This is a genomic window from Streptomyces flavotricini (assembly GCF_020639365.1).
GTDB classification, from domain to species: Bacteria; Actinomycetota; Actinomycetes; order Streptomycetales; family Streptomycetaceae; genus Streptomyces; species Streptomyces flavotricini.
This window is the reverse complement of the sequence record NZ_JAINUL010000001.1, coordinates 387,091-413,332: the sequence shown is the minus strand read 5'-3', so window position 1 is coordinate 413,332 and position 26,242 is coordinate 387,091. Positions and strand designations below refer to the sequence as shown.

Below are 26,242 nucleotides of genomic sequence, written 5' to 3'. Positions count from 1 at the left end.
CGTGCCCCGCGCGCCCGTACGTGCGCTCGCGCGCCTCTGCACGCCCCCGCAGGGAGGGATGACCGCGGGCCCCCGCGCCACCACCATGACCGTCACCACCACGGTTCGGAACACTCGCTCGTCACGGGGGTAACGATGGGACGACGCTGGCTGCTCACGGGATGCTCCTCCGGCCTCGGACGCGCGCTGGCCTCGGCCGCGGCCCGGGCCGGGGACGAACTGGCCGTCACCGCCCGCAAGACCGCCGACCTGGAGGGCCTCGCCGCCGCCTGGCCCGGCCGCATCGTCCCGATCCCGCTCGAACTGCGGGACGCCGCTTCCTGCGAGGAAGCCGTCCGCAGAGCCGCCGACCGTCTCGGCGGCATCGACATCCTCGTCAACAACGCGGGCATCGGACTCTTCGGCGCGGTGGAGGAGGTGTCGGACGCCGAGCTGCGCGATCAGTTGGAGACCCTGGTCGTGGGCCCGTGGCGGCTCACGCGGCTCGTCCTGCCGCTGATGCGGGCCCAGGGCCACGGCCACGTCGTCAACATCTCCTCCGTGGTCGGCCGGATCGCGTTCCCGGGGATGGGCGCCTACGTCGCCGGGAAGCACGCGCTGGAGGGCATGAGCCAGGCGTTGGCCATCGAGGCCGCACCGCACAACATCCGGGTCACGGTGGTGGAACCGGGCATGTTCGCCACGCGCTACGGCACGTCCATGGCGCAGGCGCAGCACCGGATCCCGGTCTACGACGTGACCAACCGCGAGATGCTCGAGGGTGCCCGAGGTCTCGCGGAAAACCCCGAGACGGGGCGCCCCGAGGACTTCGCCGCGCGGGTTCTCGGCATCGTCGCGGCCCAGGGCCCGACACCGCTGCGGATCCCGGTCGGCGACGACGCGTACGGCTACCTGGACCTGGCCGAACAGGCCTCCCGCGAGGAGTTCGCCGCGGCCCGGATCCTCGCACAGGGCCCGCCCCCGCCCCCGCCGCCGGCCTGACCGCGGGGGCGAGGGCGGCAGTCCACCCCGGGGTCAGCGCGCGTGGTGCCAGACGTCCCGCTGACCGGGAACCCGGGTCGACCGGGGAGCGGCCGAGCGGCGATGGTCTGCGCGCGCTCGGCGGCCGGGGAAGGGGTTGCGCCGGACGGTGGCGCTCGGGGCCACGATCAGAAGACCGACGAGGACGAGGGCCACGACGAGGATGAGTACGGCTACGAGGTTCATGTTCCTGCCTTTCGCCGGGTATTGACTTGCCGTCACTACTCCTTGTTACCAAATACCCGCCACCTAAACGCGGAGGGTGACTATTCGTGGATCTCGTCCGGCACCGGCGCCGACGGGCGCGTGTGGAGACCCTGGACGTGAACGGGTTCGGGGGACATCGACATCGACAGTCCCTCGGTCAGCCATCGATGAGCCACCGTCATGTTCAGCACGCGTCCGCCCGTCGCCGTGCCGACCAGGGCCCAATAGCGCTCCAGGCGGGGGTCGAAGCCGGAAGACCTGGACACCAGCCCGTGCAGGTACGCGCGGAACGCGGGGGTGTCCGACTCCCGCCGAGCTCGTGCATGGGCGGATACGAACGCGTTCACCGCGTCTCCCGGCCCCGGCGGCAGACCCTGGGCCACCGCGGCGGCAGTCAGGGCGGCCACTTCGTCGATTTCCCCGTAGAAGGCCGGGGCGTCCCTCATCTCTTCGTCGTGGTCCTGGGTCCAGCGGGTGAAGCTGGGCGTGGCGACGAGCAGATGGAGCTCGGCATAGGCCAGGGCCGACGCGGGACCGGGATCCTGCGGAGGGCCGGGGGACAGCATGGCGACCATGATGTCGAGCCGGTGCCCGGGCATGGTCGGGGACAGTTCGCGATACCAGTGAGCGGTGAGGCTGCGATGCGCCTCGGGGAGCTTCTGCACGCGCGAGAGGATCTCCAGGCGCCGGAGCCGTTCCTCGCTCGTGCAGTCGTCGAGGGACATGAGCGTGGCCTGGCGCCACCGCAGTTCGGTCAGCCGTTCCTGCACCGCTTCGAGCTCGGTCGACACCAGTTCGCCGAGCGAGCACTCACCGGTGACCACCTGGGTGATGGTCGCGATCGGAGTGTTCAGCGCCCGTAGGCGCCTGATGAGGCGGATGCGCTCCCACGCGTCGGGACCGTAGCGCCGATGACCGCCGGTGCTGCGTCCGGCCACGGGCAGCAGACCGCTGTCGGAGTAGTAGCGGAGGGTCTTCACCGGCACCCCCGTACCGGCCGCGAGCTCGCCAATGGTCCATGTGTCGTGCATCACAGTCTGTTGAATCTCCTGCGTGGGGGAGGTCCTAGCGTACTGAGGACCGACCGCAGCGACGGGGGGCGATACCGGCAGGCGTTCCGTCCTGGCCGGCGTCGCGCCCGCGTACGGTCCCCTCCGGCCAAGAACGGTGGATACGCATGTCCCCGACCACGACAGCACAGCGTCCATGGCGACGCCACGGCCTCCGTGCGGTGCTCCTCCCCTTGCTCTGCGCCCTGGCCCTGCTCACGGCCACCGCCGTACCGGCGACCGCCACATCGCACGGTTCTCCGTACACCGCAGGACCGAACGGCACCGTCGTACGTACCGACCACGGCCTGGTACGCGGCGTGTCACACGGCTCGTACGCCACCTTCCTCGGCATTCCCTACGCCGCGCCGCCGACCGGACCACTGCGCTGGCGGGCCCCGGTGCCCTCCACCACCTGGCACGGTGTGCGGGACGCGACGACGGCCGCGCAGCGCTGCGTGCAGATGCCGACACCGGGTGCGGGCGCCGTCAGCGGGTCCGAAGACTGCCTCTACCTCAACGTCACGACGCCGACCCCGAAGACGGCCGGATCGAAGCGGCCCGTGCTGGTGTGGATGCACGGCGGTGCGTTCCTGGGCGGTTCCGGCAGTGACTACCAGGCCGAACAACTGGCGCTCCGGGGGGACGCGGTCGTGGTCACGGTCAACTACCGCTTGGGGATCTTCGGTTACTTCGGCCACCCCGGGTTGGGCTCCGCCCCACCGTTCGGCCTGGCCGACCAGCAGGCGGCCCTGCGGTGGGTGCGGTCGAACGCCGGGCGCTTCGGCGGCGATCCGGCCAACGTCACGCTGTTCGGGGAGTCCGCGGGTGCCCTCGGCATCTGTGCGCACCTCACCTCGCCGACGGCCGTCGGCCTCTTCCAGCGGGCCGTCCTCCAGAGTGGTTCCTGCCTCATGTCCTTTCCGCGCGGTGCTCTCGGGCCCGGAACGCCGGCGTACGAGCCGTTCGCATCCCAGAGTGATGTCCAAGCGGCCGGTACGGAAGCCGCCCGGCAGCTGGGCTGCGCAACGGGGAGCGGGGACGAAGTGCTGCTGTGCCTGCGCGGGCAGAGCACCGGACGACTCGCCACCGCGCAGCTGATGCAGTCCTTCAACCGGCCCGCCTTCGGCAACGCGCTGCTTCCGGTGGCGCCGGACCTGGCGTTGACGTCGGGACGCTTCCACCGGGTGCCGGTCATGCTGGGCACCAACCACGATGAGATGCGGATGTTCGTCGGGCTGTCGCTCGCCGCGTTCCCGATCCGCACCGCGAGCGACTACCGCGCCCGCCTGATGGACGCCTTCGGGCCCGCGGCCCCGGCCGTCGAGGCGGAGTATCCGGCGGCGCACCACCCGACACCCGCACTGGCCTGGGCCGCGGTGCTGACCGATCGATCCCTCACGTGCACCACACTGGCGTCAGCCCGGGCCATGTCCGATCACGCCCCCGGACTCCCGCTCTACGGCTACGAGTTCAACGATCCGGACGCTCCCGTCCTCGCCGGCCTGCCGGCGAACCCGGGATTCCCCTACGGCGCGGCACACGGCTTCGAGATGCCGTTCCTGTTCGCCCCCTTCCCCACGGAGAAGCCGCTGAGCGACGCCCAACGCGCTCTGTCCGACCGGATGGCCGGATACTGGACGCACTTCGCGCGCACCGGAGACCCGAACAGCCCCGGGGCCCCGGCCTGGCCCGTCCTGCGCCCTTCGTCACCTGACGTGAGGTCGGTGCAGTCTCTGGCTCCCGGACCGGGCGGAATCCGGCCCGTCGACGTGGAGTCCGCTCACCACTGCTCGTTCTGGGGCAGCCTGCCTCGGTGACCGGCAACCCGCCCGGCGGAAGGCGGCTCTCAGCGGAACGCGGCGAGGTTGCGGGCGGCCCAGTCGGCGAAGGGGCGCGGGGCCCGGCCGAGGATCCGCTGCACGTCCGGGCTGACGCGCAGTTCGGCCGGGTTCGGGGACCCGAGGATGTCCAGGGTGTCGTCGGCGAGTTCGGCAGGCAGGCTCCGGGTCATGGCGGCCTTGGCCTCGCCGCGGGTGAGGTCGTCAAACCGCACCGGCGACCCCAGCGCGGCGGCGATGGCATCCGCCTGCCCGCGCGGCGTGATCAACTCCGGGCCTGTCAGCTCGTACACGCCGCCGGTGTGCCGGTCGTCCAGAAGGCAGGCCGCCGCGACCTCGGCGATGTCCGCCGGGTCGATGATCGGCAGTCCGACGTCGCCGAAGGGCGCGGCGACGACCCGCCGCGTGCGGACGGACTCGGCCCACCACAGGGCGTTGGAGGCGAAGCCGCCCGGCCGCAGGATCGCCCAGTCCATGCCGGAGTCCCGCAGTGAGTCCTCCACCGCCCGTATCGCGAGGCGCGTCGTGCCGAAGGGCCTGGTCGCCACGCCCTGCGAGGAGAGCAGGACGACCCGGCGGACCCCGCCGGCCGCGGCCCGGTCGATGATGTCGGCCGGCCTGGCCCCTGTGGCGTGCAAGTCGCCGGAGAGCAGGAGGAAGAGCGCCTTCGCCCCGGCCAGCGCGGGCTCGAGGCCGGCCGGCTCGCTCAGGTCGGCCACCACGTGACGGACACCGTCCGGTGCTGCTGCCGCGTGCCGCGACACCGCCGTCACCTGCCGGCCCGCCTCGGCCAGCGCCCGCGTCAACGGCCGTCCCACATTGCCGGTCGCCCCGGTCACCACGATCATGATCCGCTCCTTGTTCGCCGTACTCGACGAGGTCCACGCTAGGAGGCGGGCTTACTTTCAGTAAGGACGTACCTGAAGGTAAGCTCATCACATGGCGGGAAGCGTGCAGTTCACACGGACCGAGCCGGGCGATCGGTATGACGTGTTTCACACGGACTGCCCCGCGCGCGACGTGGTCGACCACGTGACCAGCAGGTGGGGGATCTGGGTGTTGATCTCCTTGCGGAGCAACGACCTCCGGTTTTACGAGTTGCGCGAGAGCATCCGGGGCATCAGCGAGAAGATGCTCGCCCAGACCCTGCGTGCGCTCGTCGAGGACGGCCTGGTCTGGCGGAAGGTCGAGCCGACGACGCCGCCTCAGGTCACCTACGGGCTGACCGAGTTCGGCCGGGACATCGGCGAGCCGCTCACGGACCTCTTCGACCGGATCACCCGACGGCTGTCCCCGGACGGCCGCTAGGCCGAGGCCGTGTTCGCCGGCCGTGCGGCGCATCCGGCCTGACCGGTGCCCGAGAGCGCCGAAGGCTTCACAGCTCTGCCCCGCGCACCGGTGAACCGGTGCGCGGGGCAGTCGCAGGTCAAACGCCGCGTCAGGAACCGAGGACCAGGGCCGCCGCGATCGCCGGGCCGAAGGCGCCGCCGAGCTGGTAGCAGAGGGCGAACAGGCCGATGGCGGTGGGCCGCTGGTGCTCGGGGGCGCCGGCCGCGGCGTGCATCGAGAGGCAGGCGTTGGCGCCGGTGGCGGCGAAGACCCCGCCGACGGTGGCCGCCAGCAGGAGCGGGCCCCAGCCGGAGAAGGCCGCGGCGGCAGCGGCCAGTGCCCCGACGCCGATCAGGACGGCCAGTACGGCCGGGCGGCCCATCCGGGCCGAGGCCGCGGCGAGCAGCCAGGACAGGGCCGATCCGACGAGCAGCGCGACGAGCTGGCCGGCCGCGGCGGAGCCGGTGTCCCAGCCGGCCCGGTCGCCGAGCAGCCGCGGCACCGCGAAGAGCAGGGTGAAGTACGACCCCGACAGGACGAGCGCCAGCAGTCCCGAGGTCAGGAAGACCGGTGTGCGCAGCAGGGTGGCCGGGACGAACCCCTCGGGGCGGCGGCGGATGTGCAGGGCGAGCAGGACGGCGGCGACGAGGGCCGCGCCGAGTGCGGCCGACGGGGCGTGGGGGAGGGTGACCAGGGCGGTGGCCAGCACGGTCAGCAGGGCGGCGCCGCGGCCGTCGAAGCGGTCGGCCGAGGGCGTGATGGCCCCGGCGTACCGGAGCACGGCCGGCACCGCGAGCACCGCGACCACCGACACGGAGAGGGACAGCCGCCACGAGGCGGCGTGCGCGAGCTGTTCGCCGAGGAGCGGGCCGGCCGCCCCGAGCATGCCGAACCCGGCGCTGATGACACCCATCCGGCGGGCCGTGCCGGCCAGGCTCATCGCGGCCGCGACGAGTCCCGCACCCCCCGCGGCCTGGGCGGCCCGGCCGGCCAGGGTGAGCGGGAGCCAGGGGGAGACTGCGACGAGCAGGGTGCCGACGATGACGAGCGCGGAGGCGAGGCGCAGTATGGGCCGCAGGCCGGTGCGGCGCAGGAGTCCGGCGAGCAGCGGGGTGCCGACGGCCATGGCCCAGGCGAACGCGGAGACCAGCCACGACGCGGTGGAGGTGGACACCCCGAGCGAGTGGGCCATGTCCGGCAGGATCAGGACCGGGGCGTTGGCCCCGGCGGCGATGGGAGTGGCGAGCAGCGCGAGCCAGAAGGCGGGGACGGGTCCGCGGGCCGCTGGGCGGCCGGGGGCGGCCGGGGCTCCCGGTGTGCGGGTGGCGGACGTGCCGGTCCCGGCACGGATGCCGGTGTCTGTGCCTGCGGGCGCGGTGGTCATGGCGCCGCTCCAATCAATCTGAAGGTTAACAATCTCAACGTTGAAATAAAAGCACCGCAAGCCCCTGAACGTCAAGTCTCTTAACGTTGAGGCATTCGGTTATGCTGGATCCGGCACGAGCGAGCGAGACGGACGGAGACCTGATGAGTGACGCGGTGGACGTGATCGTCGGCCAGTGGGCGGCGCAGCGGCCCGACCTGACGGACGAGCTGTGGCCCATCGAGGTCCTGGCCCGGATCCAGCGGATGAACCGCATCATCGAGAAGCAGCTCAAGGCCTTCGTGGCCGAACGCGACCTGGAGGTCGGCGAGCTGGACATCCTGACGACGCTGCGGCGTTCGGGCCCGCCGTACACCCTCACCGCCGGGGCGCTCATCCCGGCCGCGATGGTCACCTCGGGAGCCATCACCAACCGCATCGACCGGATGGAGGTCAAGGGGCTGGTCGAGCGGATCCGTGACGGCCAGGACCGCCGCTCGGTCCGTGTTCGCCTGACCGACCACGGTCGTGAGGTCGCGGAGAAGGTGATGGCGGAGCATCTGCAGCACTTCGCCTCCCTCCTCGCTCCCCTGGACCGCGACACCTGCGACGCGGTGGCTTCGGCGCTGCGTACCCTCCTGGAATCCCACGGGGACACCTCGATCGGCTAGGGCCCTTCGGGCGTTGTGTCAGGTCGCCCCCACAGATCCGGCCACGCCACGTACGCACCACCCCTGATCTGCGAAGACGTCGTGTGCGGAGGCCAGTTGGAATCCTCCCCTCCGCGCAGCGGGCGCGCGCCGGCCGCCGCCCCGTCGGCCCCTCTTCCGCCCGATGTGGCCGGTTTCGCCCCTCCCGCTGTCGGGGAGGGTGGTCCGGCAAGCGCGCACCCCGGGCGCCTGCGACTGCGTGACGTCCCGCCGCGCAGTCGTGCGGCCCCCGGTCGGATGGACTCCGGAAATCAAGGTGACGCGCCTATGGAAAACGGCGTTACCTCCAGTAAGTTACCGCCAGGTAAAGCCACTGCGGCTCGACGTACGGGGGAGTAATGAACCGGAGAACCACGGCTGTGCTGTCTGCCGCCATCGTGACTGCCGTCGGTGCCGGCGTCGCCGCGGCACCGTCGGCGTCAGCCGCACCCGCTGCGGGCGCACGGGTGGCCGGCGCGACGGCCGACCCGTTCTACCGCTACGACGGCGGCAAGCCGCTGGCCTCGTACCGGCCGGGCGACGTTCTGAAGAAGCGCACGCTGAACTACCACGTCTTCGGGATCCCGACACCGCTGAAGGCCGTCCAATTGCTCTACCGCACGACCGACGCCCAGGGCAGGCCCTCGGCCAACGTGACCACCGTGGTCCGCAGCCCCCACGGCGACGGCAGCAAGGCGGTGTCGTACCAGTCGTTCTACGATTCCCTCAGCCCGGAGGACGGGCCCTCCCGTGCCATCGCCGGTGACGTTTCCCTCGGCGGCGTCATCGCGAACGCCGAATCCCTCATCCTGGCACCGCTGTTGGCCAAGGGCTACGACCTGGTCATCCCGGACACCGAAGGCCAGAACGCCGACTTCGCGGCCGGTCCGGAATACGGCACGAACACGCTGGACTCGATCCGCGCCGCCGGCCGCGCCCCGGAGACCGGCCTGCACGCGGGTACGAGGATCGGCCTGTTCGGCTACTCGGGCGGGGCCATCGCCACCAACTGGACCTCGGCCCTCGCCCCCGCGTACGCGCCCGAGGTGAACAGGCAGCTGGTCGGCTTCGCCGAGGGCGGGCTGCTCGTCGCCCCCGCGCACAACCTCACGTACGTCGACGGCGCGCTGGCGTGGAACGGGGTGATCCCGATGGCCGTCATCGGCGTCTCGCGTTCGTACGGCATCGATCTGACCCCGTACCTGAGCGCGAAGGGTCTCGCGGTCGTCAAGGAGCTCGAACGCGGCTCGATCGTCGACGCGCTGGGCCATCACCCGGGGATGACCTGGAAGGACATGGCGAAACCGGAGTACAAGGACCCGAACTCCATTCCCTCCTTCGTCGAGGCGGTCAACAGGATCAATCTGGGCCAGGCCGCCACCCCGACCATCCCGGGGTTCATCGGGCAGGGCAACGCGGGCTGGCTCGAAGGCACGTTCAACACCCCGCCGGGCATCGGCACGGGGGACGGCGTCATGGTCGCCGGGGACGTGCGGGCGCTGGCCCGGCAGTACTGCGCCAACGGCAACGGCTCGATCGCGTACGAGCAGTACGGCCTGCTCAGCCATGTGGGCGCCATGCCGTACTGGGCGCCGCGCGCGATGGCCTGGCTGGACGACCGCTTCGCGGGCCGGACCGCACCCACCAGTTGCGGCAGGATCCCCGCCGGCAACTCGCTGGAGCCGCAGAAGCCGACCGTCACGCCGTGACCGTGATGGAAGTCCCCCGCGAGGTCGTCACGGACGGGTCGCCCGGATGATCCAGGCTTCCGAGGCGTAGAGGACGCCGCTGTCGCTCTCGTGGGCGGCGAGCGTGGATCTCAAGTCGTCGACGGCGCGACGCCGGTCCCGCTCGTCGAGGCCGTCGAGCATCCAGCCCAGCATGCCCAGGGTGAACCGCTCCGCGTCGGCCGCGTCCTCGCCGAACCACATCGCCTCGCCGCGCGGCTCCAGCCGGATGTCCGTGAAACCCGCGGCGCCGAGTACGGTCCGTACCCGCGCGGGGTCGGCGAGCGAGAACGGCCCGGGGGCACCGGCCGCGGGCGTGGGCAACGGGCGGCCGGCGGCCAGGGCCCCGGTCAGGGAGAGGAACCACTCGTTGCCGGCCAGTGCTCGCCAGACCAGCTGTACGAGACGTCCGCCGGGGCGCAGCGCGCCGCCGATGTTGCGGAACGCGGTGACGGGGGCGGCGAAGAACATGGTCCCGGAGCGGCTGACGGCCACGTCGAACGCCGCCGCGGGGAAAGGGTGGACCTGGGCGTCCGCCCGGACGAAGTCGGCGTTGTGCAGTCCGTCGGCCGCCGCGCGCTTTCGTGCGACCCGCAGCATCGCCGCCGACAGGTCCACGCCCACGGCCAGGCCTCCGGCCGCCAGCTTCGCGAGGTCGCGGGTGGTCTCGCCGGTGCCGCAGCCGATGTCGAGCACCCGGTCGGCGTCCGATACGCCGGCCGCGGCGAGGAAGCCCGTGCGGTAGGCCCGTACCGCACGGTCGAACCGGTCGGCGTGCTCCGCCCAGTACGCGCCTTCCCGCCCGTCCCAGGCACGCGCCTGATCGGCGTTGGACGGATCGGGGTGAAGAGCGCTGACCATCGTCACCACCACCTACGAGTCCCAAAATACGCCCAGGGGGGCGACGGGGCCCCGCAGGACGCGGCGGGGCGGCCTCGGCCGCCGCGTCACCGGCCGCCGGGGCTCCCGGCAGCCGGTGCGGGGCTCAGTGCGGCGTGAGGTGCGGAACGGCCTGGGTGACGGTGTCGAACCGCATCGTCGTCCGGGACGGTCGGTCGTACCGGTCCCAGCGCGGCATGGCCGGGTGGTTGGGGTCGCCGGTGCGTACGAACGCGATCCACGCCGCGTGCACGGCCCGGGCGAGGCCGTCCCTGATCCTCGTGTCCATTCCCGCCAGGAACGGCGCGTGTGACCAGTTGTCGAAGTTGTCGAAGACGAACGGCAGGTCCAGGCAGTGCGGTGCGCCCAGGCGCCCGTCGTGCGCGGGGGTGGGGAAGGCGAACTCGTACGCCCACACCGGGCGCCCCCGTACCGCCCGCTCCTCCGCGAACGCCAGGGTGGGTTTCCTGAACAGCTCGTCGGTGCTCAGGTCGACGAGCACGTCGACCGGCCGTGCGCCCGGGCGGGCGGCCTCGTACGCCGCGTACGCTTCGGCCGCGCCGTCGCCGAAGCTGTCCCGAGCCCGGCGGAGCACCTGTTCCTTCGTCGCCGACACGTACGCCTCGCCCAGCGCGAAGGTGAAAGCGGACTCCTCCCGGGTCCAGCCGACGAGGACGTCGATGTCCGCGCCGGGACCGTCGAGCAGGTTCAGGACGGGCTGCCGCGGCGCCGTTCCGCTGTCGAGCGCCGGCATGAAGGGCGCGGTCCAGTGTCCCCACTCCATGGTCTCCGCGAGGAGTCCGGCCGTGGCCCCGACCAGGCGCGGCCACGGCAGCGTGCGCAGTTCGTCCTCGTCCTTGACGCCGACGATCTCCATGAAGGCGGCGGTGCGGGCCAGGGACTCGGCAGGGGTGGCGAGCGGCATGGCGAGCGGGACGCTCTGGAGGATGGCCCGCCGGAAGAGCCGGTCACCGGCGTGTCCCGCGAGCGCCGCCGTCGACAGGGCTCCGGCGGACTGACCGGCCACGGTGACGCTGCCGGGATCCCCGCCGAAGGCGGCGATGTTGTCCCGGACCCAGCGCAGCGCGGCGAGTTGGTCCGTGAGCCAGAGGTTGCCGCACCCGTCGCCGCCCTCCGGGGCGAAGGACAGCAGGCCGAGTGGTCCGAGGCGGTAGTTGAGGTTCACCACCACCAGGTCGCCGTTGCGCGCGAAGGTCTCTCCGGAGTAGTTGGGCATCGCCCCGGAGCCCGAGATGAAGGCGCCACCGTGGATCCAGACCAGGACCGGCCGGTGCGCGTCGTCGGTGCCGGGCGTCCAGATGTTGAGCGTCAGGCAGTCCTCGTCGAAGGGAGGGGCGCCGTGGCCGCCCAGGACCGGGTCGCCCTCGCGGACGGCCTGGGGCGAACCGGGCCCGTACTCCGTCGCGTCGAGGGTGCCGCTCCATCCAGGATGCGGGTGCGCGGGGCGCCACCGCAGGGGGCCGACGGGGGGCGCCGCGTACGGCACGCCCCTGAACACGGCCAGGCCGTCTTCGGTGACGCCGCGGATCGGGCCCGAGCGAGTGTTCACGACGGGCGTGGTGCGGTCCTGAGCGAAACCCATCCAGTGCGTCCTTCCAGAACGGGATCGAAGATCTTGGGGCCATCGGGGCACCTCAAAATATTGCGCCACGATGCCGATCGTCAATATTGTTCGATCTCTGGCTGATGGGGAAGGTGGACGCATGGCGACGTGGCGCATCGGTTCGACGACGATCCGCAAAGTGCTGGAGTGGGACCACTGGGCGGGCGAAGCGGATGTGGACCTCCGCGACACGATGCGGCCGTTGATCGACAGGGGTCTCGTCGACTTCGTCGCGACCGATCACCACGTGTGCGACGGCGTGCGCCTGGAGGCCGCTCCCGGACACACCCCGAGTCCGGCGGGCATTCGTCGAGCGGTACGCGACACCGGAACCCTCGTGATCGGCACGCACTTCCCCGCCCCCACGGCGGGCCTGCTCCGGCGCGGCGGGGACGGGGCCGTGCGCTTCTTCGCGGACGGCCTACGCTGAACCGTGGACTTCCGGCAGCTGACGTACTTCCTCGCCATCGTGGACCACGGTGGCTTCAACCGCGCGGCCGCGGCACTCTACGTATCGCAGCCCACCCTGTCACAGGCCATCCAGACCCTGGAACGGGACGTGGACGCCGGCCTGTTCCACCGGATCGGCCGGAGGGCGGTCCTGACCGAGGCCGGTGCCGCACTGGTTCCCCGGGCACGGGAAGCCCTGCACGCGCTGGAGCTGGCCAGGGCCGGCGTCGGATCCGTCCGTGAACTGCGCGGAGGGCGCCTGGAGATGGCCACGATGGCCTCACCCACCATCGAACCCCTCAGCACCATGGTCCAGTGCTTCACCGAGCGCTTTCCCGCGGTGTCGCTCAGCCTGCGCGTAGCCCTCACCCCCGAGGCCGTGATCGAGACGGTGCGCACCGGGGGCTGCGAACTCGGGCTGCTGATCACCTCCTCGCCGCTGCCGGACCGGGACGTCGTCGCGCACCACGTCGGAGACGACCGGCTCGTACTGGTCACCCCGCCGGACGGCCCCTTTCCACCCGGCCGGGCGGTGCGGGCCGAGCAGCTCGGAGGACACCGGCTGATCGTGGGACAGCGGGGCACCGGGATCCGCGCCTACGTCGACGACCTGAAGGCGCAGGGCGTCGACGTCCGGATCGCGGTGGAGACCGAACACCGCATGGCCTTCCTGCCCCTGGTGCTCGGGGGAGTCGGGCTGGCCGTCGTGACGCAGTCCTGGGCAGGCCTGTCCGAGCGCTCCGGCGCCCTCGTACTCGATCTGGAGCCGGCCCGCGTCCAGCACAGCTTCCTGGTGAGCCGGAAGGGGCGGCTGACACCGGCGGCCGGCGCCTTCCTGGAGATCGCCCGCCCACCCGCTCATAGGACCGGCCTATGAGGCACATCGGCGATACGTGTTGGACCCGGAGGACCCCCGATTGCTGGAATGCCGACCATGACGAACCACAGCATCGCCCTCATCCCCGGTGACGGCATCGGCACCGAGGTCCTCCCGGCGGCACGCGAGGTCCTCGACAGCATCGGGACGCGCCACGGCATCACGTTCACCTACGAGCGGTACGACTGGTCCTGCGAGCGCTACCTCCGCCACGGATCGATGATGCCCGAGGACGGACTGGAACGGCTCCGTCGTCATGACGCGATCCTCCTCGGCGCGGTCGGCTACCCGGGTGTGCCGGACCACGTCTCCCTGTGGGGGCTGCTCATCCCGATCCGCCGGGCCTTCAGCCAGTACGTCAACCTCCGCCCCATCCGCGTGTTCGACGGTCTTCCCAGCCCCGTCCGCGCGGCCGTGACCGGTGAGGTGGACTTCGTGGTCGTCCGGGAGAACACCGAAGGCGAGTACAGCGAGATCGGCGGCCGGATGAACCGCGGCCTCCCCGGTGAAATGGCCGTACAGCAGGCCGTGTTCACCCGGGCGGGCGTGACCCGGCTCCTCGACTACGCCTTCGGCCTCGCCGAGCGGCGCGGCGGACCCCTCACGTCGGCGACGAAGTCCAACGGCATCGTGCACACCATGCCCTTCTGGGACGAGCTGGTGGCCGAGCGCGGCGCCGCGCACCCCGCCGTCGAGTGGAACCAGGAGCACATCGACGCGCTGGCCGCCAAGTTCGTCCTCGACCCCGCACGCTTCGACGTCGTCGTCGCCTCCAACCTCTTCGGGGACATCCTCAGCGACCTGGCGGCGGCGGTCGCCGGCGGCATCGGCATCGCTCCGTCCGCCAACCTCAACCCGGAGGGCGAACACCCCTCGATGTTCGAACCGGTCCACGGATCGGCCCCCGACATCGCCGGGCAGGGCATCGCCAACCCCATCGGCGCGATCTGGTCCGCCGCCATGATGCTCGACCACCTCGGCCACCCCGGGGCCGCGGCTGAGATCACCGACGCCATCGCCCGCGTCCTGGCCACCACGCCGGTGCGCACCCGCGACCTCGGAGGCTCCGCCTCCACCGCCGAGTTCACGGCCGAGATCCTCCGGCACCTCTGAGACGGGGCTGCCCCCGACCGGCAACGGTCACGCGAGGAAGCGCTCGACGCCGCCGGCCTCCGTCGAGTCGTCCGCGGCCACGCGGAAGCCGATGGTGCCGGTGGTCGGTTTGTCGAGTCCGGCGACCAGGTTGAGCAGGGTGGACTTGCCGCAGCCCGAGGCCCCCAGGATGGTGACGAACTCGCCGGGGGCGACATCGAGGCTGATGTCGTCCAGGGAGCCGGCGGCCGGTACGGGACCACGGGCGGCGGGGGCGGCGGCGGGGGCGGCGGATCCAGCCTGGTCTCCGGCACCGTGCCCGGCTCGCCGGTCACCCTGACCGAAGGGGCCAACGCCGGCGACGGCCGCATCGTGTTCGCCTTCCTCCCGGACGCACCCACGGTCACCGGCGTCAGCCCGGACACCGGCCTCGCCGCGGGCGGTACGCCCGTCACGGTCACTGGCACCAACCTGGCCGGCGCCGTCCTCAGCTTCGGTCCGGGCAACCCCGCCACCGGCGTCACCTGCACCCCGACCTCCTGCACCGCCACGGCCCCGGCCGGCACCGGCACGGTCGACGTCCGGGCCACCACGCCCGGCGGCACCAGCCCCGCCTCCCCGGCCACCCGCTACACCTACCTCCCCGTCCCCGTGGTCACCTCGCTCAGCCCCGCCTCCGGCACCACGGACGGCGGAACCGTCGTCACCCTCCACGGCACCGGCCTCGGCGGGGCCACCGCGCTGACCTTCGGCCCCGGCAACCCGGCCGGCGCCCTGTCCTGCACCGCCACCACCTGCACCGCCACCGCGCCCGCGCACGCCGCCGGCCCGGTCGACGTGCAGGTCACCACCCCCGGCGGCACCAGTGCCGCGACCCCCGCGGGCCGCTACACCTACCAGCTCCCGCCCGCCGACATCGACGTGGACCTGGCCGCGCAGCCGGGCCTGAGCCTCCTCGTCCCGTACCTCACCTACACCCTGACCGCCCACAACACCGGCCCCGGCACGCTCGGTTCGGCGACCCTCATCGCCACACTGCCGCCGGGCTCCTCGGCCACCTCGCTCGCGCCGGGATGCACCGCCCTGGGCACCAGCGTGACCTGCGCCTACGGAACCATCGCCGCCGGCGGCGCCTCGGCCAAGACCTTCCGGGTACCGCTGAACCTGCTCTCGCTGGGCCGCGTCACGGTCGCCGCCACCCGCACGGTGTCCGCCCCGGCCGACCCCAACCCGCTCAACGACAGCGCGACCGCCACCTGCACGGTCGTCTCCGTCCTCGTGGCCACCTGCCCCTGACGCGCTGTGCGGGGCGGGGTCCCCTCTCCCGGTACGGACCCCGCCCCGCCCCCCCCGCGCCGCCGGTTCCCGCGCCCGACCGGCCGCCGGCGCCGCCGTTTCCGATACGGGCTCCGCTCGTTTCGTTCAGGTGGCTGACGGACGGTCACGGTGGTTTCGGTCCTCATCCACGGCGGACGGATCGCCGCCGTCGAGCCGCACCGGCGCGGCCGTCGGGCCGCGCGCACCGTCGACGCCTCCGACGCCACCGTCCTGCCGGGACAGTGGGACTCCCACGTCCACCCCTACCCCTACACCTACGGGGCCCGGCAGGGCGCGCTGCACCTCGCCTACGGGGTCACGACCACGGCCTCCCTCGGCGGCTCCGCCTACGAACAGGCCCGGCTGCGCGAGGACATCCGGGCCGGCCGGCTCGCCGCACCCCGCATGCTGGCGGGCGGCGAGCTCCTCGACGGCTCCCGCGTCGCCTGCACGATGGGGTGCGCCCACCTCACCCGGGCGGGGTGCGCCCGCTCCCTGGCCCGGGCCGAGGCCCTGGACTGGGACTTCGCCAAGACCTACGTCCGCGCCCGTACGCGTGGATGGAGGACGCCGCGCGCTTCGCCCACGAGCGGCTCGGCGTCCGCGCGGCTCCCACCTGTGCTCCCAGGGCGTCCTGTCCGGTCAGGACCTGACCACCCATCTGGTGGCGACCGAGCGCGCCGAGTACGGCCACGGCGCGACCCCGGGCGGGCACACGTACCAGGACACCGTGGAGGTCTACACGCACGCCGGCTTCGACCTCATCGCCACGCCGTTCACGGCCCTGCCGCCGCTCGGAGCCGATCCGGTGCTCGCCGACGCCCCCCGGTCACCGCCCTGCTGCCGCCCCGGGACGTGTCGGCCGTCCGCACCGCCGCCGGGCAGCCGCCGAGCGCGGAGCAGAGCAATGCCCTGCAGCGCGAGGGCCGCATCGCCGACCTCACCCTCGTCGACGGCGACCCGTTCACCGACTTCGCGGACCTGGTCCGCGTACGAACCCAGCGCGGCGGATCCGTCCGGGAACGCGCCGCCCTGGAGCGCGCTTTCACCTGCCCCGGCACCAGGACCGCCACGCCCGCCGAGGACTGGCGCGCGGTCCTGGACCAGATGCTCCGCGACGGCTGCTGCCCCACCGGCGGCGGCCATCGATCCGAAGGACAGCACGTGGGGGGCGGACGGCTCGGAGTCTTCCGGCCCCGGTGTCAGGGCGCGGGCGCGGCCGGTGCGGACGGAAGCATGTGGGCAGCAGCCGTCACCGTCAGTCCTGGTACACGAGGACGAACTCCCCGCAGGGATGGGTGCCGTGGCGGTCCGCCGTCTCGTCCAGGGCATTGCGCAGGGTGCGCAGATGGCCTGTGGTGAGCTGGAGCGGCGGCTCGTCCGGCTGGTACGTGGTGCCGCGGGGGTAGTCCTCGCCCGCCGTGGTGGTCATCTCGATGTGACAGCCGAGGACATGGCGGACGGGACGGGTGGCGCAGAAGTCCAGCAGCCGGTCGACGGTGGCCGAGTAGGCGGTCCGGTCCTCGATGTAGAGCCGCCCCGGATAGAGGGAGTCGCCGGTCAGCAGGAGACCGGTGTGGCGGTCGTGGAAGACCACGGCGGCCCGCTGGTGGCCGGGACCGGGGATCACGTCGAGGACGCGGCCGCCGAGGTCCAGTGCGCCGGTGCGGTGCGGCCAGTCGGTGAGGCCGAACGCCGCCGTGACCTCCTCCAGCCCGGGGCTCACGACCGTGGTCAGGGGCCGGTCCGCGAACTGGGGGTCCGCCGCGGTGTGGTCGCCGTGTCCGTGGGTGTGCGCGACCAGCAGCGGGTACGCGGGCCTCGGATGCCGTTCCAGCCAGTCCGCGACGAGCCGGTCGACCGTTTCCCGCAGGGGGAAGTGGGCCGGGTCGGCGGATGCGCCGGTGTCGAGGAGCAGCGCGCGGTCATTGCCGAAGAGGAGGAAGAGGAAAGGGGCTTCGTAGTGCACGGATTTGTTCTGGCGCAGGAGCACCGTGTGTTCGGAGTAGGCGTGGACCTGGATCTCCGGGGCCGGGTCGTGTTTCGGGGAGGGCCAGCCCGCGTGCCAGATGACGTCGAGACTGCCTGAGACCGGGGCACCGCGCAGAAAGTCGATCACGCGTCCAACCTACCCCTTGGCTTCGCGCGGGCGAGCGAGCAGGAGGACACGTCCGATCGCGTTCGGCTCGCACAAACCTGTTGGCCGGGCACGGGGCGCATTGCTAGCCTTCCGGAGGCCGTGCGAGAGAACGAGGAGGTGGTACCCGTGAACGTATTCACGTGGGTGCTCTCCTCCGGGGTCACGGTCGGGCGGTAGGTCGTCCGGGAGCGCCGTTCCACAGCACTCCCGAAAGGCACGACCATGCATTTCACCTCTGAACAACGTCTCGACGACGGCGTCCTCGAGCGCGCCTTCACCCTCGGCGAGATCCCGGGCATCCTGTGGACGCCCGCATCGGCGTCCGCATCCGCACCGGCGCCGCTGATCCTGCTCGGTCACCCCCCGCTCGGACTGCACAAGATGTACTCCCGGCTGGCGGAGCGGGCCCGGCACGCCACGGCGGACGGCTTCGCGGCCGCCACCATCGAGCTCCCCGGCAGCGGCGACCGGCCCCGTTGGGCCGCCGCCGACCAGGCCCGCGCCGACCTGCGCCGGGCCATGGCGGCCGGCGAGCCGGTCGGCGACGGGATCGTCGATGCCCTCGTCCTCCCGCTCGTCGAAAGGGCGGTCCCGGAATGGCAGGCCGCACTGGACGCCCTCCTCGTGCTGCCCGAGGTCGGCGGCCCGGTCGGCTACTCGGGAGGAGTGATCTCCATCGGGACCCGGCTGGCGGTGGTCGAGCCGCGGATCTCGGCCGCGGTCCTGTTCGCAGGGAGTCTCGTCCCCCGCGCCATGTTCGAGGAGGCCCGCCGGGTCACCATTCCGCTGCACGTCCTGCTGCAGTGGGACGACGAAGGGAACGACCGGCAGGCGGCCCTCGACCTGTTCGATGCCTTCGGTTCCCGGGAGAAGACGCTGCACGCCAACATGGGCGGGCACACCGGCGTCCCGCAGTTCGCGGGAGACGCGGCGGCCCGGTTCTTCACCCGACACCTGAAGTGAGGCCGGGCCGTCGCACGGGCGGCAGGCGTTAGGTCGCATCGGCCCCGGGACCGGGCTCGTCGCGAACCGGTCCCGCGCGCCGAAGCCCTCCGCACCGCGGGCCCCTGCCGAACTCCCGGCAGGGGCCCGTGCCGTACGAAGTCGTGAACCGTCACGGAGTGCTTGCGCTGGAGCGCACTCCAACTCCTACAGTGCGCCCCATGACCATGAGATACCGCACTCTGGGTGGGACCGGCATAGAGGTCAGCACGCACTGCCTCGGCACGATGATGTTCGGAGCGGTGGGGAACCCGGATCACGAGGAGTGCGCGCGGATCATCCACGCCGCACTCGATCAGGGCATCAACTTCGTCGACACCGCCGACATGTACTCCGCCGGGGAGTCCGAGGAGATAGTGGGCAAGGCGCTCAAGGGGCGGCGCGACGACGTCGTGCTCGCCACCAAGGTCCACTTCCCGATGGGGGAGGGGCGCAACCGCGGCGGGAACTCGCGGCGGTGGATCCTGCAGGCCGTCGAGGACAGTCTGCGGCGGCTGGACACCGACTGGATCGACCTCTACCAAGTGCACCGCCCCGACCACTCGACGGACGTCGAGGAGACCCTCTCGGTCCTCGGCGACCTGGTGCGGGCGGGCAAGATCCGCGCCTTCGGCTGCTCCACCTTCCCCGCCGAGGAGATCGTCGAGGCGCACCACGTCGCCGAGCGGCGGGCCCTGCCGCGGTTCCGTACGGAGCAGCCTCCGTACTCGCTCCTCGCGCGCGGGGTGGAGGCCGCCGTGCTGCCCGTTGCCCGGCGGTACGGGATGGGCGTACTGACCTGGAGCCCGCTCGCATCCGGCTTCCTCAGCGGCAAGTACCGGCTCGGCGGGCCCGTCGACCTGAGCGCGGGGAGGGCGGCGCTGACACCCGCGCGCTTCGACCCGGCGATCCCCGGCAACGTCGCGAAGCTGGAGGCCGTGGAACAACTCGTCGAGCTCGCCGACGGGATCGGCTGCACCCTGCCCGAGCTGGCGGTCGCCTTCCCGGTCGCACATCCCGCGGTCACCTCGGTGATCCTCGGTCCGCGGACCATGGACCAACTGGACTCGCTCGTCAAGGGCGCCGGACTGGTCCTCGACGACGCGGCGCTCGACCGGATCGACGAGATCGTGCCGCCGGGGACGAACCTCTACCACCCGGACGGCGTGTGGCGCCCGCCGGCCCTGGCCGACACCGCGCAGCGGCGCCGGGCACCGGGAGACCGCGCGGCGGGCCAGTAGCGCCGTGTCGCGGCGTCAGAGGTCCTGGATGCGCCGGAACGGGCGGTCGGCCTCCAGCTGGAACGCGACCTCCAGGAGTTTCCGCTCGGCGCCGGGGCGGCCGGAGAACATGACGCCGATGGGCAGCCCGCCCTCCGCGGAGCTCGCCGACGGCACCGAGATCGAGGGTGTGCCGACGACGTTGTCGACCGGTGTGAACGCCACGTACGCGAGGATCCGTTCGATCAGGGTCGGGTAGGGGACGGTCGGGCTGAGGTGGCCGATCGGCGGCGTGGTGTGGGCGAGTACGGGGGACAGTACGAGGTCGATCCCGCGGAACGAGGCCGCGTACGCCTCCTTCGTGCGCTTCAGCCTCCGCAGCACTCCCGGGGTGCGCCGCCAGTTCCGCACGTACTCCTCGCGCAGCCCCCGGCTGAGGCCGTCCATGCGGCGCCGGTCGAAGTCCGAGCCGAGGGTCCGGCCCGTGACGCCGACGAGGAAGGACAGCATTCCCCAGTACGCGAGGAAGTCGTCGGTGAAACTCGGATCGATGGCCAACTCCACGGGCTCCACGCTGTGGCCGAGCCGCTCGAGGGCGGTCACGGTCCGGGTGACCGCCGCGCGCGTTGCGGGGTCGGAGCGGACCCCGTTCGGCGAGTCGAGCAGGAACCCGATGCGCAGCCGTTGCCCCGAAGGGCCTTCGACCAGGCCCAGGGGCGGCAGCCCGGGGCTGCGCCGGTACTTCTCGGCGGCGGCGAGGAACGCCGCGGCGTCCCGCACGGAGCGGCTCACGATCGCGTCGCTGACCAGGTCGAGGGGCAGTTGACGGCTCTGGGCGTTCGCGATGACCCGGCCCCGGGTCGGCTTCAGGCCGACCAGTCCGCAGCAGGCGGCCGGTATCCGGATCGAGCCGCCGCCGTCGTTGGCGTGTGCGATCGGCACCGCTCCGGCCGCGACGAGGGCCGCGCTGCCGCCCGACGAACCACCCGCCGAGTACCCGGTGTGCCACGGGTTGCGAACCGGTTCGGCGCCCTCGTACTCGGTGGTCGGACTGAAGCCGAACTCGGGCAGCCGGGTCTTGCCCAGCACCGTGACACCGCTGCTCAGGAACTGCCGGGTGAAAGGCGCGTGCCGCCGTGCCGCGCTCGGACGGAAGGCCGCGCTGCCGTGCCCGGTGGGCAGGCCGAGGTAGTCGGTGTTGTCCTTGACGAAGGTCGGCACCCCGGCGAAGACACCGCCCGGTGCGGCAGCGGGCGCCGGGCTGTCGACGTGCGCCTGGACCGCGCCCAGCCGCGCCTCGACCGCCCGTACCCGCCCCACGGCGTCCCGGGCGGCTTCGGCGGCGGAAACCTCGCCCCGCCGGATCGCCGCGGCGAGACCGACGGCGTCGTGCTCTCCCAGGGCGTCGTCCGAGAAGGCGTGCACGATGGTCTGTTCGTCGAAACTCGTCACGCTGTCTCAGCCCCCGGCCTCGTGGATGGTCGCCGCCATCATTCCTTACCGCCGGGTAACACGCGAGGGTTCTCGGCCGCACCGTTCACCGTTTGCCGCGTTCGAAGGTCAGGAGCAGGTCTGCCGCGACGCTCACGGCGATGGCGGCGGGTTCCTTGCCGGTGATCCCGGTCATTCCGATCGGAGTCTTGATCCGGTCGACGGCGGCGGCCTCGTGGCCGCCCTCGGTGGTCAGGCGATGCCGGAACCGCGCCGCTTTGGCGGCCGAGCCGATCAATCCGATCGAGCCGAGTCCGTCGGTGCGCAGGGCGGCGTCGCACAGGGCGGCGTCCTCCGCGTGGTCGTGGGTCATGATCAGGACGTGGGTCCCGGGTGCCAGCTTCGCGAGCACGTCCTCCGGAAGCAGCGGCGTGTGGTGCACGTGGACCTGCGCCACCGCATCGGCGAGCACACCGAGCCGTTCGTCCGCGAGCTGCTCGGGGCGGGTGTCGATCAGGTGCAGATCGAGGTCGTGGCGGGCCAGGATGCGTGCCAGCTCCCAGCCGACGTGCCCCACGCCGAAGACCGCCACCGCCGGGACCACCGGGAGCGGTTCGAGCAGTACGCTGACGGTCCCGCCGCAGCACTGCACGCCGTGCCGGCCGGTCACCTTGTCGTTGAGGGCGAACTCCATCAACTCCGGTTCCGGATCGGGCACTGCGATCACCTCGCGGGCACGGTCGATGGCGACGGCCTCGATGTTGCCGCCGCCGATCGAACCCCAGGTCCCGGTCCGTCCCACGACGAGTTTGGCACCGGCCCTGCGGGGCGCGTGGCCGCGCACGGTCGCGACGGTCACGAGCGCGCCGGGCTCCCGGCGGGCTCGCAACCGCGCGACCGCGGCCACCCAGCTCATGTCAGGCATGGCTCAAAGCGCTCGTTTCGTCGGTGACTTCGCCGCCGTCGCGGCCTTGGCCGCCGCACCGCACGTCGCCACCGCGGGCCGCCTCGATCGCCCAGTACACCGCCTCCGGCGTCGCGGGCGAGGCGAGTTCCACGCTGACTCCGGCGGGCCCGAAGGCCGCGGCGGCCTGCCGCAACGCTTCCCGTACCGAGAACGCCAGCATCAGCGGAGGCTCACCCACCGCCTTGGACCCGTAGACGGCGCCTTCCTCGGTGGCGTTCTGCAGCAGCGTGACGTTGAACTCCTCGGGCATCTCCGAGAAGCTCGGCAGCTTGTAGGTGCTCGCCGCCTGGGTGAGCAGCCGGCCGCGGCCGGGCCCGTCACCGCTGTCCCAGCGCATGTCCTCGAGCGTGAGCCAGCCCGCGCCCTGTACGAAGCCGCCTTCGACCTGACCGATGTCGATCATCGGGGAGAGGCTGTCGCCGACATCGTGCACGATGTCCACCCGCCGGATGCGGTACGCGCCGGTGAAGCCGTCCACCTCCACCTCGGTCGCGGCGGCGCCGTGGGAGAAGTACTTGAACGGCGAGCCCCTGAACGCCTTCGCGTCCCAGTGCAGGCCCTCGGTCCGGTAGAAACCCGCCGCGGACAGCTGAACCCGCTGGAGGTACGCGGTGCGCACCAGGTCGTCCCAGGCCAGCTCCGTCTCGTTGCCGAGGACGCGTGCGACACCCCCGACGATGCGCACGTCCGAGGCGTTCGCGCCCAGCAGGGTGCCGGCCACCTGCAGCAGCCGCTCGCGCAACTGCTCGCAGGCGTTCTTCACTGCCGCCCCGTTGAGGTCCGCGCCGGCGCTGGCGGCGGTGGCGGAGGTGTTGGGCACCTTGTCGGTGCGCGTCGGGGCCAGGCGCACCTTGTGCAGCGGGATGCCCAGCGTGGTCGCGGCCACCTGCAGCATCTTGGTGTGCAGGCCCTGGCCCATCTCGGTGCCGCCGTGGTTGATCAGGACCGAGCCGTCCTTGTAGATCAGCACCAGTGCGCCGCCCTGGTTGAAGGCGGTGAGGTTGAACGAGATGCCGAACTTGACGCCGGTGAGCGCAAGGGCCCGCTTGGTGTTCGGGTGCGCGGCGTTGAAGGCCTCGATCTCGCGCCGCCGATCGGCGAGGCGGCCGCCGTCCTTGACCTGCTGCCAGACGGCGGCGATCCGTTCGGGTTGGCCGACCTGCTGTCCGTACGGCGTGAACTGGCCCCGCCGGTAGAAGTTGCGCTCCCGCAACTCCATCGGATCGAGGCCGAGCAGCGGTGCGCACCGGCCCATGATGTCCTCGATCACCAGCATGCCCTGCGGTCCGCCGAACCCGCGGAAAGCGGTGTTGGAGACCTTGTTGGTCTTGGCGATGCGGCCGGCGACGCGCGCGTTGGGAATCCAGTAGGTGTTGTCGATGTGGCACAGCGCGCGGGCGACCACCGGCTCGGACAGGTCCAGGCTCCAGCCGCCGTCCGCGGTCAAGGTGGCGTCCAGGGCCTGGATACGGCCCTCGGCGTCGAAGCCGATCTTCCACGTGGCGTGGAACCCGTGCCGCTTGCCGGACATGGTCAGATCCTGGGTCCGGTTGAGCCGCACCCGCACCGGCCGGCCGGTCAGCTTCGCACCGAGCGCGGCGACCGCCGCGAAACCGTGCGGCTGCATCTCCTTGCCGCCGAAGCCGCCACCCATCCGCAGGCACTGGACGGTCACCTCGTGGCTGTGCAGGCCGAGCACGTGCGCGACGATCTCCTGCGTCTCCGAAGGGTGCTGGGTGCTGCTCTGTACGAAGACCTGCTCGGCCTCGTCGACGAGGGCCAGCGCCGCGTGCGTCTCGAGGTAGAAGTGCTCCTGATCGGAGAACTGGAACTCGCCGGTGAACACGTGCGCGGAGTCGGCGAAGCCGGCGTCGACGTCACCGGCCAGCATCACGGGCCGGGCGCCGTGGAAGCTGTCGGCCGCGATCGCCTCCTGCAGTGTGATCAGGGAGGGCTGTTCGTCGAGCTCCACCTCGACGGCCGCCGCGCCGAGCCGGGCCGCCTCCAGGGTCTCGCCGAGCACCCAGGCGACCGCGTGGCCGTGGAACATGACCTCGTCGGGGAACAGCGGTTCGTCGTGCTTCATTCCGGCGTCGTTGACACCGGGCACGTCGGCGCCGGTGAGCACGCGCACCACACCGGGCACGGCGAGGGCGGACTCGGTGCGCAGCGCGGTGATCCTGCCGTGGGCCTTCATGACCTGGACCGGGTACGCGTGCAGCACGTCCTTGGTGCGGTGGACCAGGTCGTCGGTGTAGAGCGCCGAGCCGGTGACGTGCTGGCCGGCGCTCTCGTGCGGCATCGGGACACCGACGACGGGCTTTTCGGGACGCTGGGACAAGTGGCTCATGACGGCACGGCCTCGGTGGTCTGCTCGGTGGTCTGCTCGGTGGTCTGTGCGTACAGCTTCAACAGGCTCTGGCGGAGCATCGCGCAGCGGTACGCGGCGCTCGCGCGGTGGTCGTCCATCGGTGTGCCCTCGGCCTGGAGTACCCGGGCCGCGGCTTCGACGGTCCGCGCCGCCCACGGTCGGCCCTCCAGGGCGGCCTCGGTGGCGAGGGCGCGGATCGGGGTGGCGGACACCCCGCCCAGGCCGATGCGTGCCTTGCGGACGGTCCCGTCCTCGATGTCGAGCGCGAATGCGACCGCCACGCTGGAGATGTCGTCGAAGCGCCGCTTGGCGATCTTGTGGAAGGCCGTGACCGGCGCCAGCGGCAGTGGGATGCGCACCGAGCGGATCAGTTCACCGGGACGGCGCACGCTCTGCCGGTAGCCGGTGAAGTAGTCGCGGAGGGGGACCTCGCGCTCTCCGTCCGCGCCGGCGAGCACCACCGACGCCTCCAGTGCGAGCAGCACCGGCGCGCTGTCACCGATGGGGGAGCCGGTACCGAGGTTGCCGCCGAGGGTGGCGCTGTTGCGGATGAGCCGGGACGCGAACTGCGGGAACAGATCCGCGAGCAGGGGGACGCCGCCGTCCAGGCGGCGTTCGATCTCGGTGAGGGTCATCGCCGCCCCGATCCCGATGTGGTCGGATTCGACGTGCAGCTCCCGCAATTCGGGTAGCCGGTCGACGGCGACCACGCAGTTCGCCCTGCGGGAGCGGATGTTCACCTCCACGCCCCAGTCGGTGCTTCCGGCCACCACTACGGCGTCGGGGCGCTCGCGCAGTCGCCGCAGGGCCTCGGCCAGGGTGCTCGGCCGCAGGAACGCGCTGTCGTCCTGGGTGTATTCGGTGGCGACCGGTTCGGGCGCGGGTCGCTCGCGGCGCCGCGCCAGGAGGTCGTCCTGGGTGGGCGATCCGACGGCGAACGCGGCGTCGCGGATCGGCCGGTAGCCCGTGCACCGGCACAGGTTTCCGCTCAGCGCGTGCAGGTCGAAACCGTTCGGCCCGTGCTCGGGGTCGCTGCCCTCGGCCTCGCCTGAGTCCCCGCCCGAGCCCGAACCCGAGCCCGAGTGCGAGTCCGTGCAGCGGTCGGGACGGTAGTACTCGGCGGCCATGCTGCAGATGAATCCCGGTGTGCAGTAACCGCACTGGGATCCTCCGCGGGCGGCCATCTCCTCCTGCACCGGGTGCAGCGTGGACGGCGTTCCGGGCTCGCCGGCCGTCGCGAGACCCTCGGAGGTGATGACCTCCTGACCGTCGAGCGCCGCGACCGGGACGAGGCAGGCGTTGACCGCCACCCAGTCAGTGGGCTTGTTCACCCCGGGACGGGCCACCAGGACCGAACAGGCGCCGCATTCACCCTCGGCGCACCCTTCCTTGGTGCCGGTGAGGCCGCGCTCGCGCAGAAAGTCCAACACCGTGGTGTGGGGCTTCACCGGTGCGATGGGTGCTTCTTTTCCGTTGACCGTGATCCGCGCCGCTACCATGGCACGTCCTCGTTTCGGTGCGCGGTGGAACAGGTCGTCCTAGTCGCCATTTCAGGAGCCTTCTGTTTCGTTGGCGCAGCTCCAGAACCCGGAGTGCGCGCGTCGGCACGCGATCAGGTGCCGAGGCGGTGACAGAAATTGCACGATGCCGGGGCCGTGATCGGGCACG

General features: G+C 72.1%; 22 protein-coding genes and 2 pseudogenes. 12 read left to right on the top strand and 12 right to left on the bottom strand.

Annotated features, from left to right (window positions below):
- Positions 1–135 precede the first annotated feature (135 nt).
- Positions 136–981 (top strand): SDR family oxidoreductase, encoded by an 846-nt coding sequence (locus K7B10_RS02160; RefSeq protein WP_229334247.1) that lies wholly within the window; start codon positions 136–138, stop codon positions 979–981.
- A gap of 33 nt (positions 982–1,014) precedes the next feature.
- On the opposite strand, the gene K7B10_RS02155 is transcribed toward K7B10_RS02160, so the two are convergent.
- A complete protein-coding gene (locus K7B10_RS02155) occupies positions 1,015–1,206 on the bottom strand; it encodes a hypothetical protein (RefSeq protein WP_229334246.1) in 192 nt (63 codons plus the stop codon).
- An 80-nt stretch (positions 1,207–1,286) separates the two neighbouring features.
- Complete coding sequence (locus K7B10_RS02150) at positions 1,287–2,258, bottom strand: helix-turn-helix domain-containing protein (protein ID WP_229344702.1); 972 nt, start codon at positions 2,256–2,258, stop codon at positions 1,287–1,289.
- Between the two features lie 200 nt (positions 2,259–2,458).
- Between K7B10_RS02150 and K7B10_RS02145 the strand changes: the two genes are divergently transcribed.
- Positions 2,459–4,096, top strand: coding sequence for a carboxylesterase/lipase family protein (locus K7B10_RS02145; protein ID WP_229334245.1), 1,638 nt, complete (start codon positions 2,459–2,461; stop codon positions 4,094–4,096).
- Positions 4,097–4,125: 29 nt separating this feature from the next.
- Here K7B10_RS02145 and K7B10_RS02140 read toward each other — a convergent pair whose 3' ends face one another.
- Positions 4,126–4,965 carry an SDR family oxidoreductase gene (locus tag K7B10_RS02140; RefSeq protein WP_229334244.1) on the bottom strand — a complete coding sequence of 280 codons (840 nt, stop codon included), beginning with the start codon at positions 4,963–4,965 and terminating at the stop codon, positions 4,126–4,128.
- Positions 4,966–5,056: 91 nt separating this feature from the next.
- On the opposite strand from K7B10_RS02140, the gene K7B10_RS02135 reads away from it, so the two are divergent.
- The gene (locus tag K7B10_RS02135) at positions 5,057–5,425 is read left to right on the top strand and encodes a winged helix-turn-helix transcriptional regulator (protein WP_229334243.1); all 369 of its coding nucleotides are present in this window, start codon (positions 5,057–5,059) and stop codon (positions 5,423–5,425) included.
- Positions 5,426–5,555: 130 nt separating this feature from the next.
- On the opposite strand, the gene K7B10_RS02130 is transcribed toward K7B10_RS02135, so the two are convergent.
- On the bottom strand, positions 5,556–6,830 hold the full coding sequence (locus tag K7B10_RS02130; RefSeq protein WP_229334242.1) for an MFS transporter: 1,275 nt from the start codon (positions 6,828–6,830) through the stop codon (positions 5,556–5,558).
- Between the two features lie 143 nt (positions 6,831–6,973).
- Here K7B10_RS02130 and K7B10_RS02125 point away from each other — a divergent pair, with 143 nt between their 5' ends.
- On the top strand, positions 6,974–7,480 hold the full coding sequence (locus K7B10_RS02125; RefSeq protein ID WP_229334241.1) for a MarR family winged helix-turn-helix transcriptional regulator: 507 nt from the start codon (positions 6,974–6,976) through the stop codon (positions 7,478–7,480).
- Between the two features lie 377 nt (positions 7,481–7,857).
- A complete protein-coding gene (locus K7B10_RS02120) occupies positions 7,858–9,207 on the top strand; it encodes a lipase family protein (RefSeq protein WP_229334240.1) in 1,350 nt (449 codons plus the stop codon).
- 27 nt (positions 9,208–9,234) lie between these two features.
- On the opposite strand, the gene K7B10_RS02115 is transcribed toward K7B10_RS02120, so the two are convergent.
- Positions 9,235–10,086 carry a class I SAM-dependent methyltransferase gene (locus K7B10_RS02115; RefSeq protein ID WP_229334239.1) on the bottom strand — a complete coding sequence of 284 codons (852 nt, stop codon included), beginning with the start codon at positions 10,084–10,086 and terminating at the stop codon, positions 9,235–9,237.
- A gap of 124 nt (positions 10,087–10,210) precedes the next feature.
- Positions 10,211–11,707: a carboxylesterase/lipase family protein gene (locus K7B10_RS02110; protein ID WP_229334238.1), complete on the bottom strand. Its 1,497-nt coding sequence runs from the start codon at positions 11,705–11,707 to the stop codon at positions 10,211–10,213.
- Positions 11,708–11,777: 70 nt separating this feature from the next.
- Here K7B10_RS02110 and K7B10_RS02105 point away from each other — a divergent pair, with 70 nt between their 5' ends.
- Genes K7B10_RS02105 through K7B10_RS02095 form a run of 3 tightly spaced genes read left to right on the top strand, consistent with a single transcriptional unit; the run spans position 11,778 to position 14,168 of the window.
- Complete coding sequence (locus K7B10_RS02105) at positions 11,778–12,158, top strand: MBL fold metallo-hydrolase (RefSeq protein ID WP_229334237.1); 381 nt, start codon at positions 11,778–11,780, stop codon at positions 12,156–12,158.
- A gap of 3 nt (positions 12,159–12,161) precedes the next feature.
- A complete protein-coding gene (locus K7B10_RS02100) occupies positions 12,162–13,055 on the top strand; it encodes a LysR family transcriptional regulator (protein ID WP_229334236.1) in 894 nt (297 codons plus the stop codon).
- A 57-nt stretch (positions 13,056–13,112) separates the two neighbouring features.
- Complete coding sequence (locus tag K7B10_RS02095; RefSeq protein WP_229334235.1) at positions 13,113–14,168, top strand: tartrate dehydrogenase; 1,056 nt, start codon at positions 13,113–13,115, stop codon at positions 14,166–14,168.
- A gap of 90 nt (positions 14,169–14,258) precedes the next feature.
- Here K7B10_RS02095 and K7B10_RS41510 read toward each other — a convergent pair.
- Positions 14,259–14,471: pseudogene (locus K7B10_RS41510) on the bottom strand (ATP-binding cassette domain-containing protein); the annotation flags it as partial.
- Here K7B10_RS41510 and K7B10_RS02085 point away from each other — a divergent pair.
- Complete coding sequence (locus K7B10_RS02085; protein ID WP_229334234.1) at positions 14,463–15,443, top strand: IPT/TIG domain-containing protein; 981 nt, start codon at positions 14,463–14,465, stop codon at positions 15,441–15,443. The pseudogene K7B10_RS41510 and the gene K7B10_RS02085 overlap by 9 nt on opposite strands.
- Before the next feature lie 153 nt (positions 15,444–15,596).
- Positions 15,597–16,826, top strand: a pseudogene (locus tag K7B10_RS02080) (hypothetical protein); the annotation flags it as partial.
- On the opposite strand, the gene K7B10_RS02075 reads toward K7B10_RS02080, so the two are convergent.
- The gene (locus tag K7B10_RS02075) at positions 16,723–17,583 is read right to left on the bottom strand and encodes an MBL fold metallo-hydrolase (RefSeq protein WP_229334233.1); all 861 of its coding nucleotides are present in this window, start codon (positions 17,581–17,583) and stop codon (positions 16,723–16,725) included. The pseudogene K7B10_RS02080 and the gene K7B10_RS02075 overlap by 104 nt on opposite strands.
- A 243-nt stretch (positions 17,584–17,826) precedes the next feature.
- On the opposite strand from K7B10_RS02075, the gene K7B10_RS02070 reads away from it, so the two are divergent.
- Together K7B10_RS02070 and K7B10_RS02065 are read left to right on the top strand one after the other, a co-directional pair.
- Positions 17,827–18,567 carry a dienelactone hydrolase family protein gene (locus tag K7B10_RS02070; RefSeq protein ID WP_229334232.1) on the top strand — a complete coding sequence of 247 codons (741 nt, stop codon included), beginning with the start codon at positions 17,827–17,829 and terminating at the stop codon, positions 18,565–18,567.
- Between the two features lie 206 nt (positions 18,568–18,773).
- Positions 18,774–19,826, top strand: coding sequence for an aldo/keto reductase (locus K7B10_RS02065; protein WP_229344701.1), 1,053 nt, complete (start codon positions 18,774–18,776; stop codon positions 19,824–19,826).
- Between the two features lie 15 nt (positions 19,827–19,841).
- On the opposite strand, the gene K7B10_RS02060 is transcribed toward K7B10_RS02065, so the two are convergent.
- From K7B10_RS02060 to K7B10_RS02045, 4 genes are all read right to left on the bottom strand, one after another.
- Positions 19,842–21,257, bottom strand: a complete 1,416-nt coding sequence (locus tag K7B10_RS02060; RefSeq protein ID WP_229334231.1) for an amidase — start codon at positions 21,255–21,257, stop codon at positions 19,842–19,844.
- A gap of 85 nt (positions 21,258–21,342) precedes the next feature.
- The gene (gene xdhC / locus K7B10_RS02055) at positions 21,343–22,152 is read right to left on the bottom strand and encodes a xanthine dehydrogenase accessory protein XdhC (protein WP_229344700.1); all 810 of its coding nucleotides are present in this window, start codon (positions 22,150–22,152) and stop codon (positions 21,343–21,345) included.
- Position 22,153: 1 nt separating this feature from the next.
- The gene (xdhB, locus tag K7B10_RS02050) at positions 22,154–24,553 is read right to left on the bottom strand and encodes a xanthine dehydrogenase molybdopterin binding subunit (protein ID WP_229334230.1); all 2,400 of its coding nucleotides are present in this window, start codon (positions 24,551–24,553) and stop codon (positions 22,154–22,156) included.
- Positions 24,550–26,073, bottom strand: coding sequence for a xanthine dehydrogenase small subunit (locus K7B10_RS02045; protein WP_229334229.1), 1,524 nt, complete (start codon positions 26,071–26,073; stop codon positions 24,550–24,552). The genes xdhB and K7B10_RS02045 overlap by 4 nt, the downstream gene beginning before the upstream one ends.
- Between the last annotated feature and the right edge of the window lie 169 nt (positions 26,074–26,242).

Coding starts and splice junctions, on each gene's coding strand:
- K7B10_RS02160 (WP_229334247.1), top strand. CDS start 136: ATGGGACGACGCTGGCTGCTCACGGGATGCTCCTCCGGCCTCGGACGC.
- K7B10_RS02155 (WP_229334246.1), bottom strand. CDS start 1,206: ATGAACCTCGTAGCCGTACTCATCCTCGTCGTGGCCCTCGTCCTCGTC.
- K7B10_RS02115 (WP_229334239.1), bottom strand. CDS start 10,086: ATGGTCAGCGCTCTTCACCCCGATCCGTCCAACGCCGATCAGGCGCGT.
- K7B10_RS02110 (WP_229334238.1), bottom strand. CDS start 11,707: ATGGGTTTCGCTCAGGACCGCACCACGCCCGTCGTGAACACTCGCTCG.
- K7B10_RS02065 (WP_229344701.1), top strand. CDS start 18,774: ATGAGATACCGCACTCTGGGTGGGACCGGCATAGAGGTCAGCACGCAC.
- K7B10_RS02045 (WP_229334229.1), bottom strand. CDS start 26,073: ATGGTAGCGGCGCGGATCACGGTCAACGGAAAAGAAGCACCCATCGCA.
- xdhC (WP_229344700.1), bottom strand. CDS start 22,152: ATGAGCTGGGTGGCCGCGGTCGCGCGGTTGCGAGCCCGCCGGGAGCCC.
- K7B10_RS02125 (WP_229334241.1), top strand. CDS start 6,974: ATGAGTGACGCGGTGGACGTGATCGTCGGCCAGTGGGCGGCGCAGCGG.
- K7B10_RS02130 (WP_229334242.1), bottom strand. CDS start 6,830: ATGACCACCGCGCCCGCAGGCACAGACACCGGCATCCGTGCCGGGACC.
- xdhB (WP_229334230.1), bottom strand. CDS start 24,553: ATGAGCCACTTGTCCCAGCGTCCCGAAAAGCCCGTCGTCGGTGTCCCG.
- K7B10_RS02140 (WP_229334244.1), bottom strand. CDS start 4,965: ATGATCGTGGTGACCGGGGCGACCGGCAATGTGGGACGGCCGTTGACG.
- K7B10_RS02095 (WP_229334235.1), top strand. CDS start 13,113: ATGACGAACCACAGCATCGCCCTCATCCCCGGTGACGGCATCGGCACC.
- K7B10_RS02135 (WP_229334243.1), top strand. CDS start 5,057: ATGGCGGGAAGCGTGCAGTTCACACGGACCGAGCCGGGCGATCGGTAT.
- K7B10_RS02150 (WP_229344702.1), bottom strand. CDS start 2,258: ATGCACGACACATGGACCATTGGCGAGCTCGCGGCCGGTACGGGGGTG.
- K7B10_RS02070 (WP_229334232.1), top strand. CDS start 17,827: ATGCATTTCACCTCTGAACAACGTCTCGACGACGGCGTCCTCGAGCGC.
- K7B10_RS02120 (WP_229334240.1), top strand. CDS start 7,858: ATGAACCGGAGAACCACGGCTGTGCTGTCTGCCGCCATCGTGACTGCC.
- K7B10_RS02105 (WP_229334237.1), top strand. CDS start 11,778: ATGCCGATCGTCAATATTGTTCGATCTCTGGCTGATGGGGAAGGTGGA.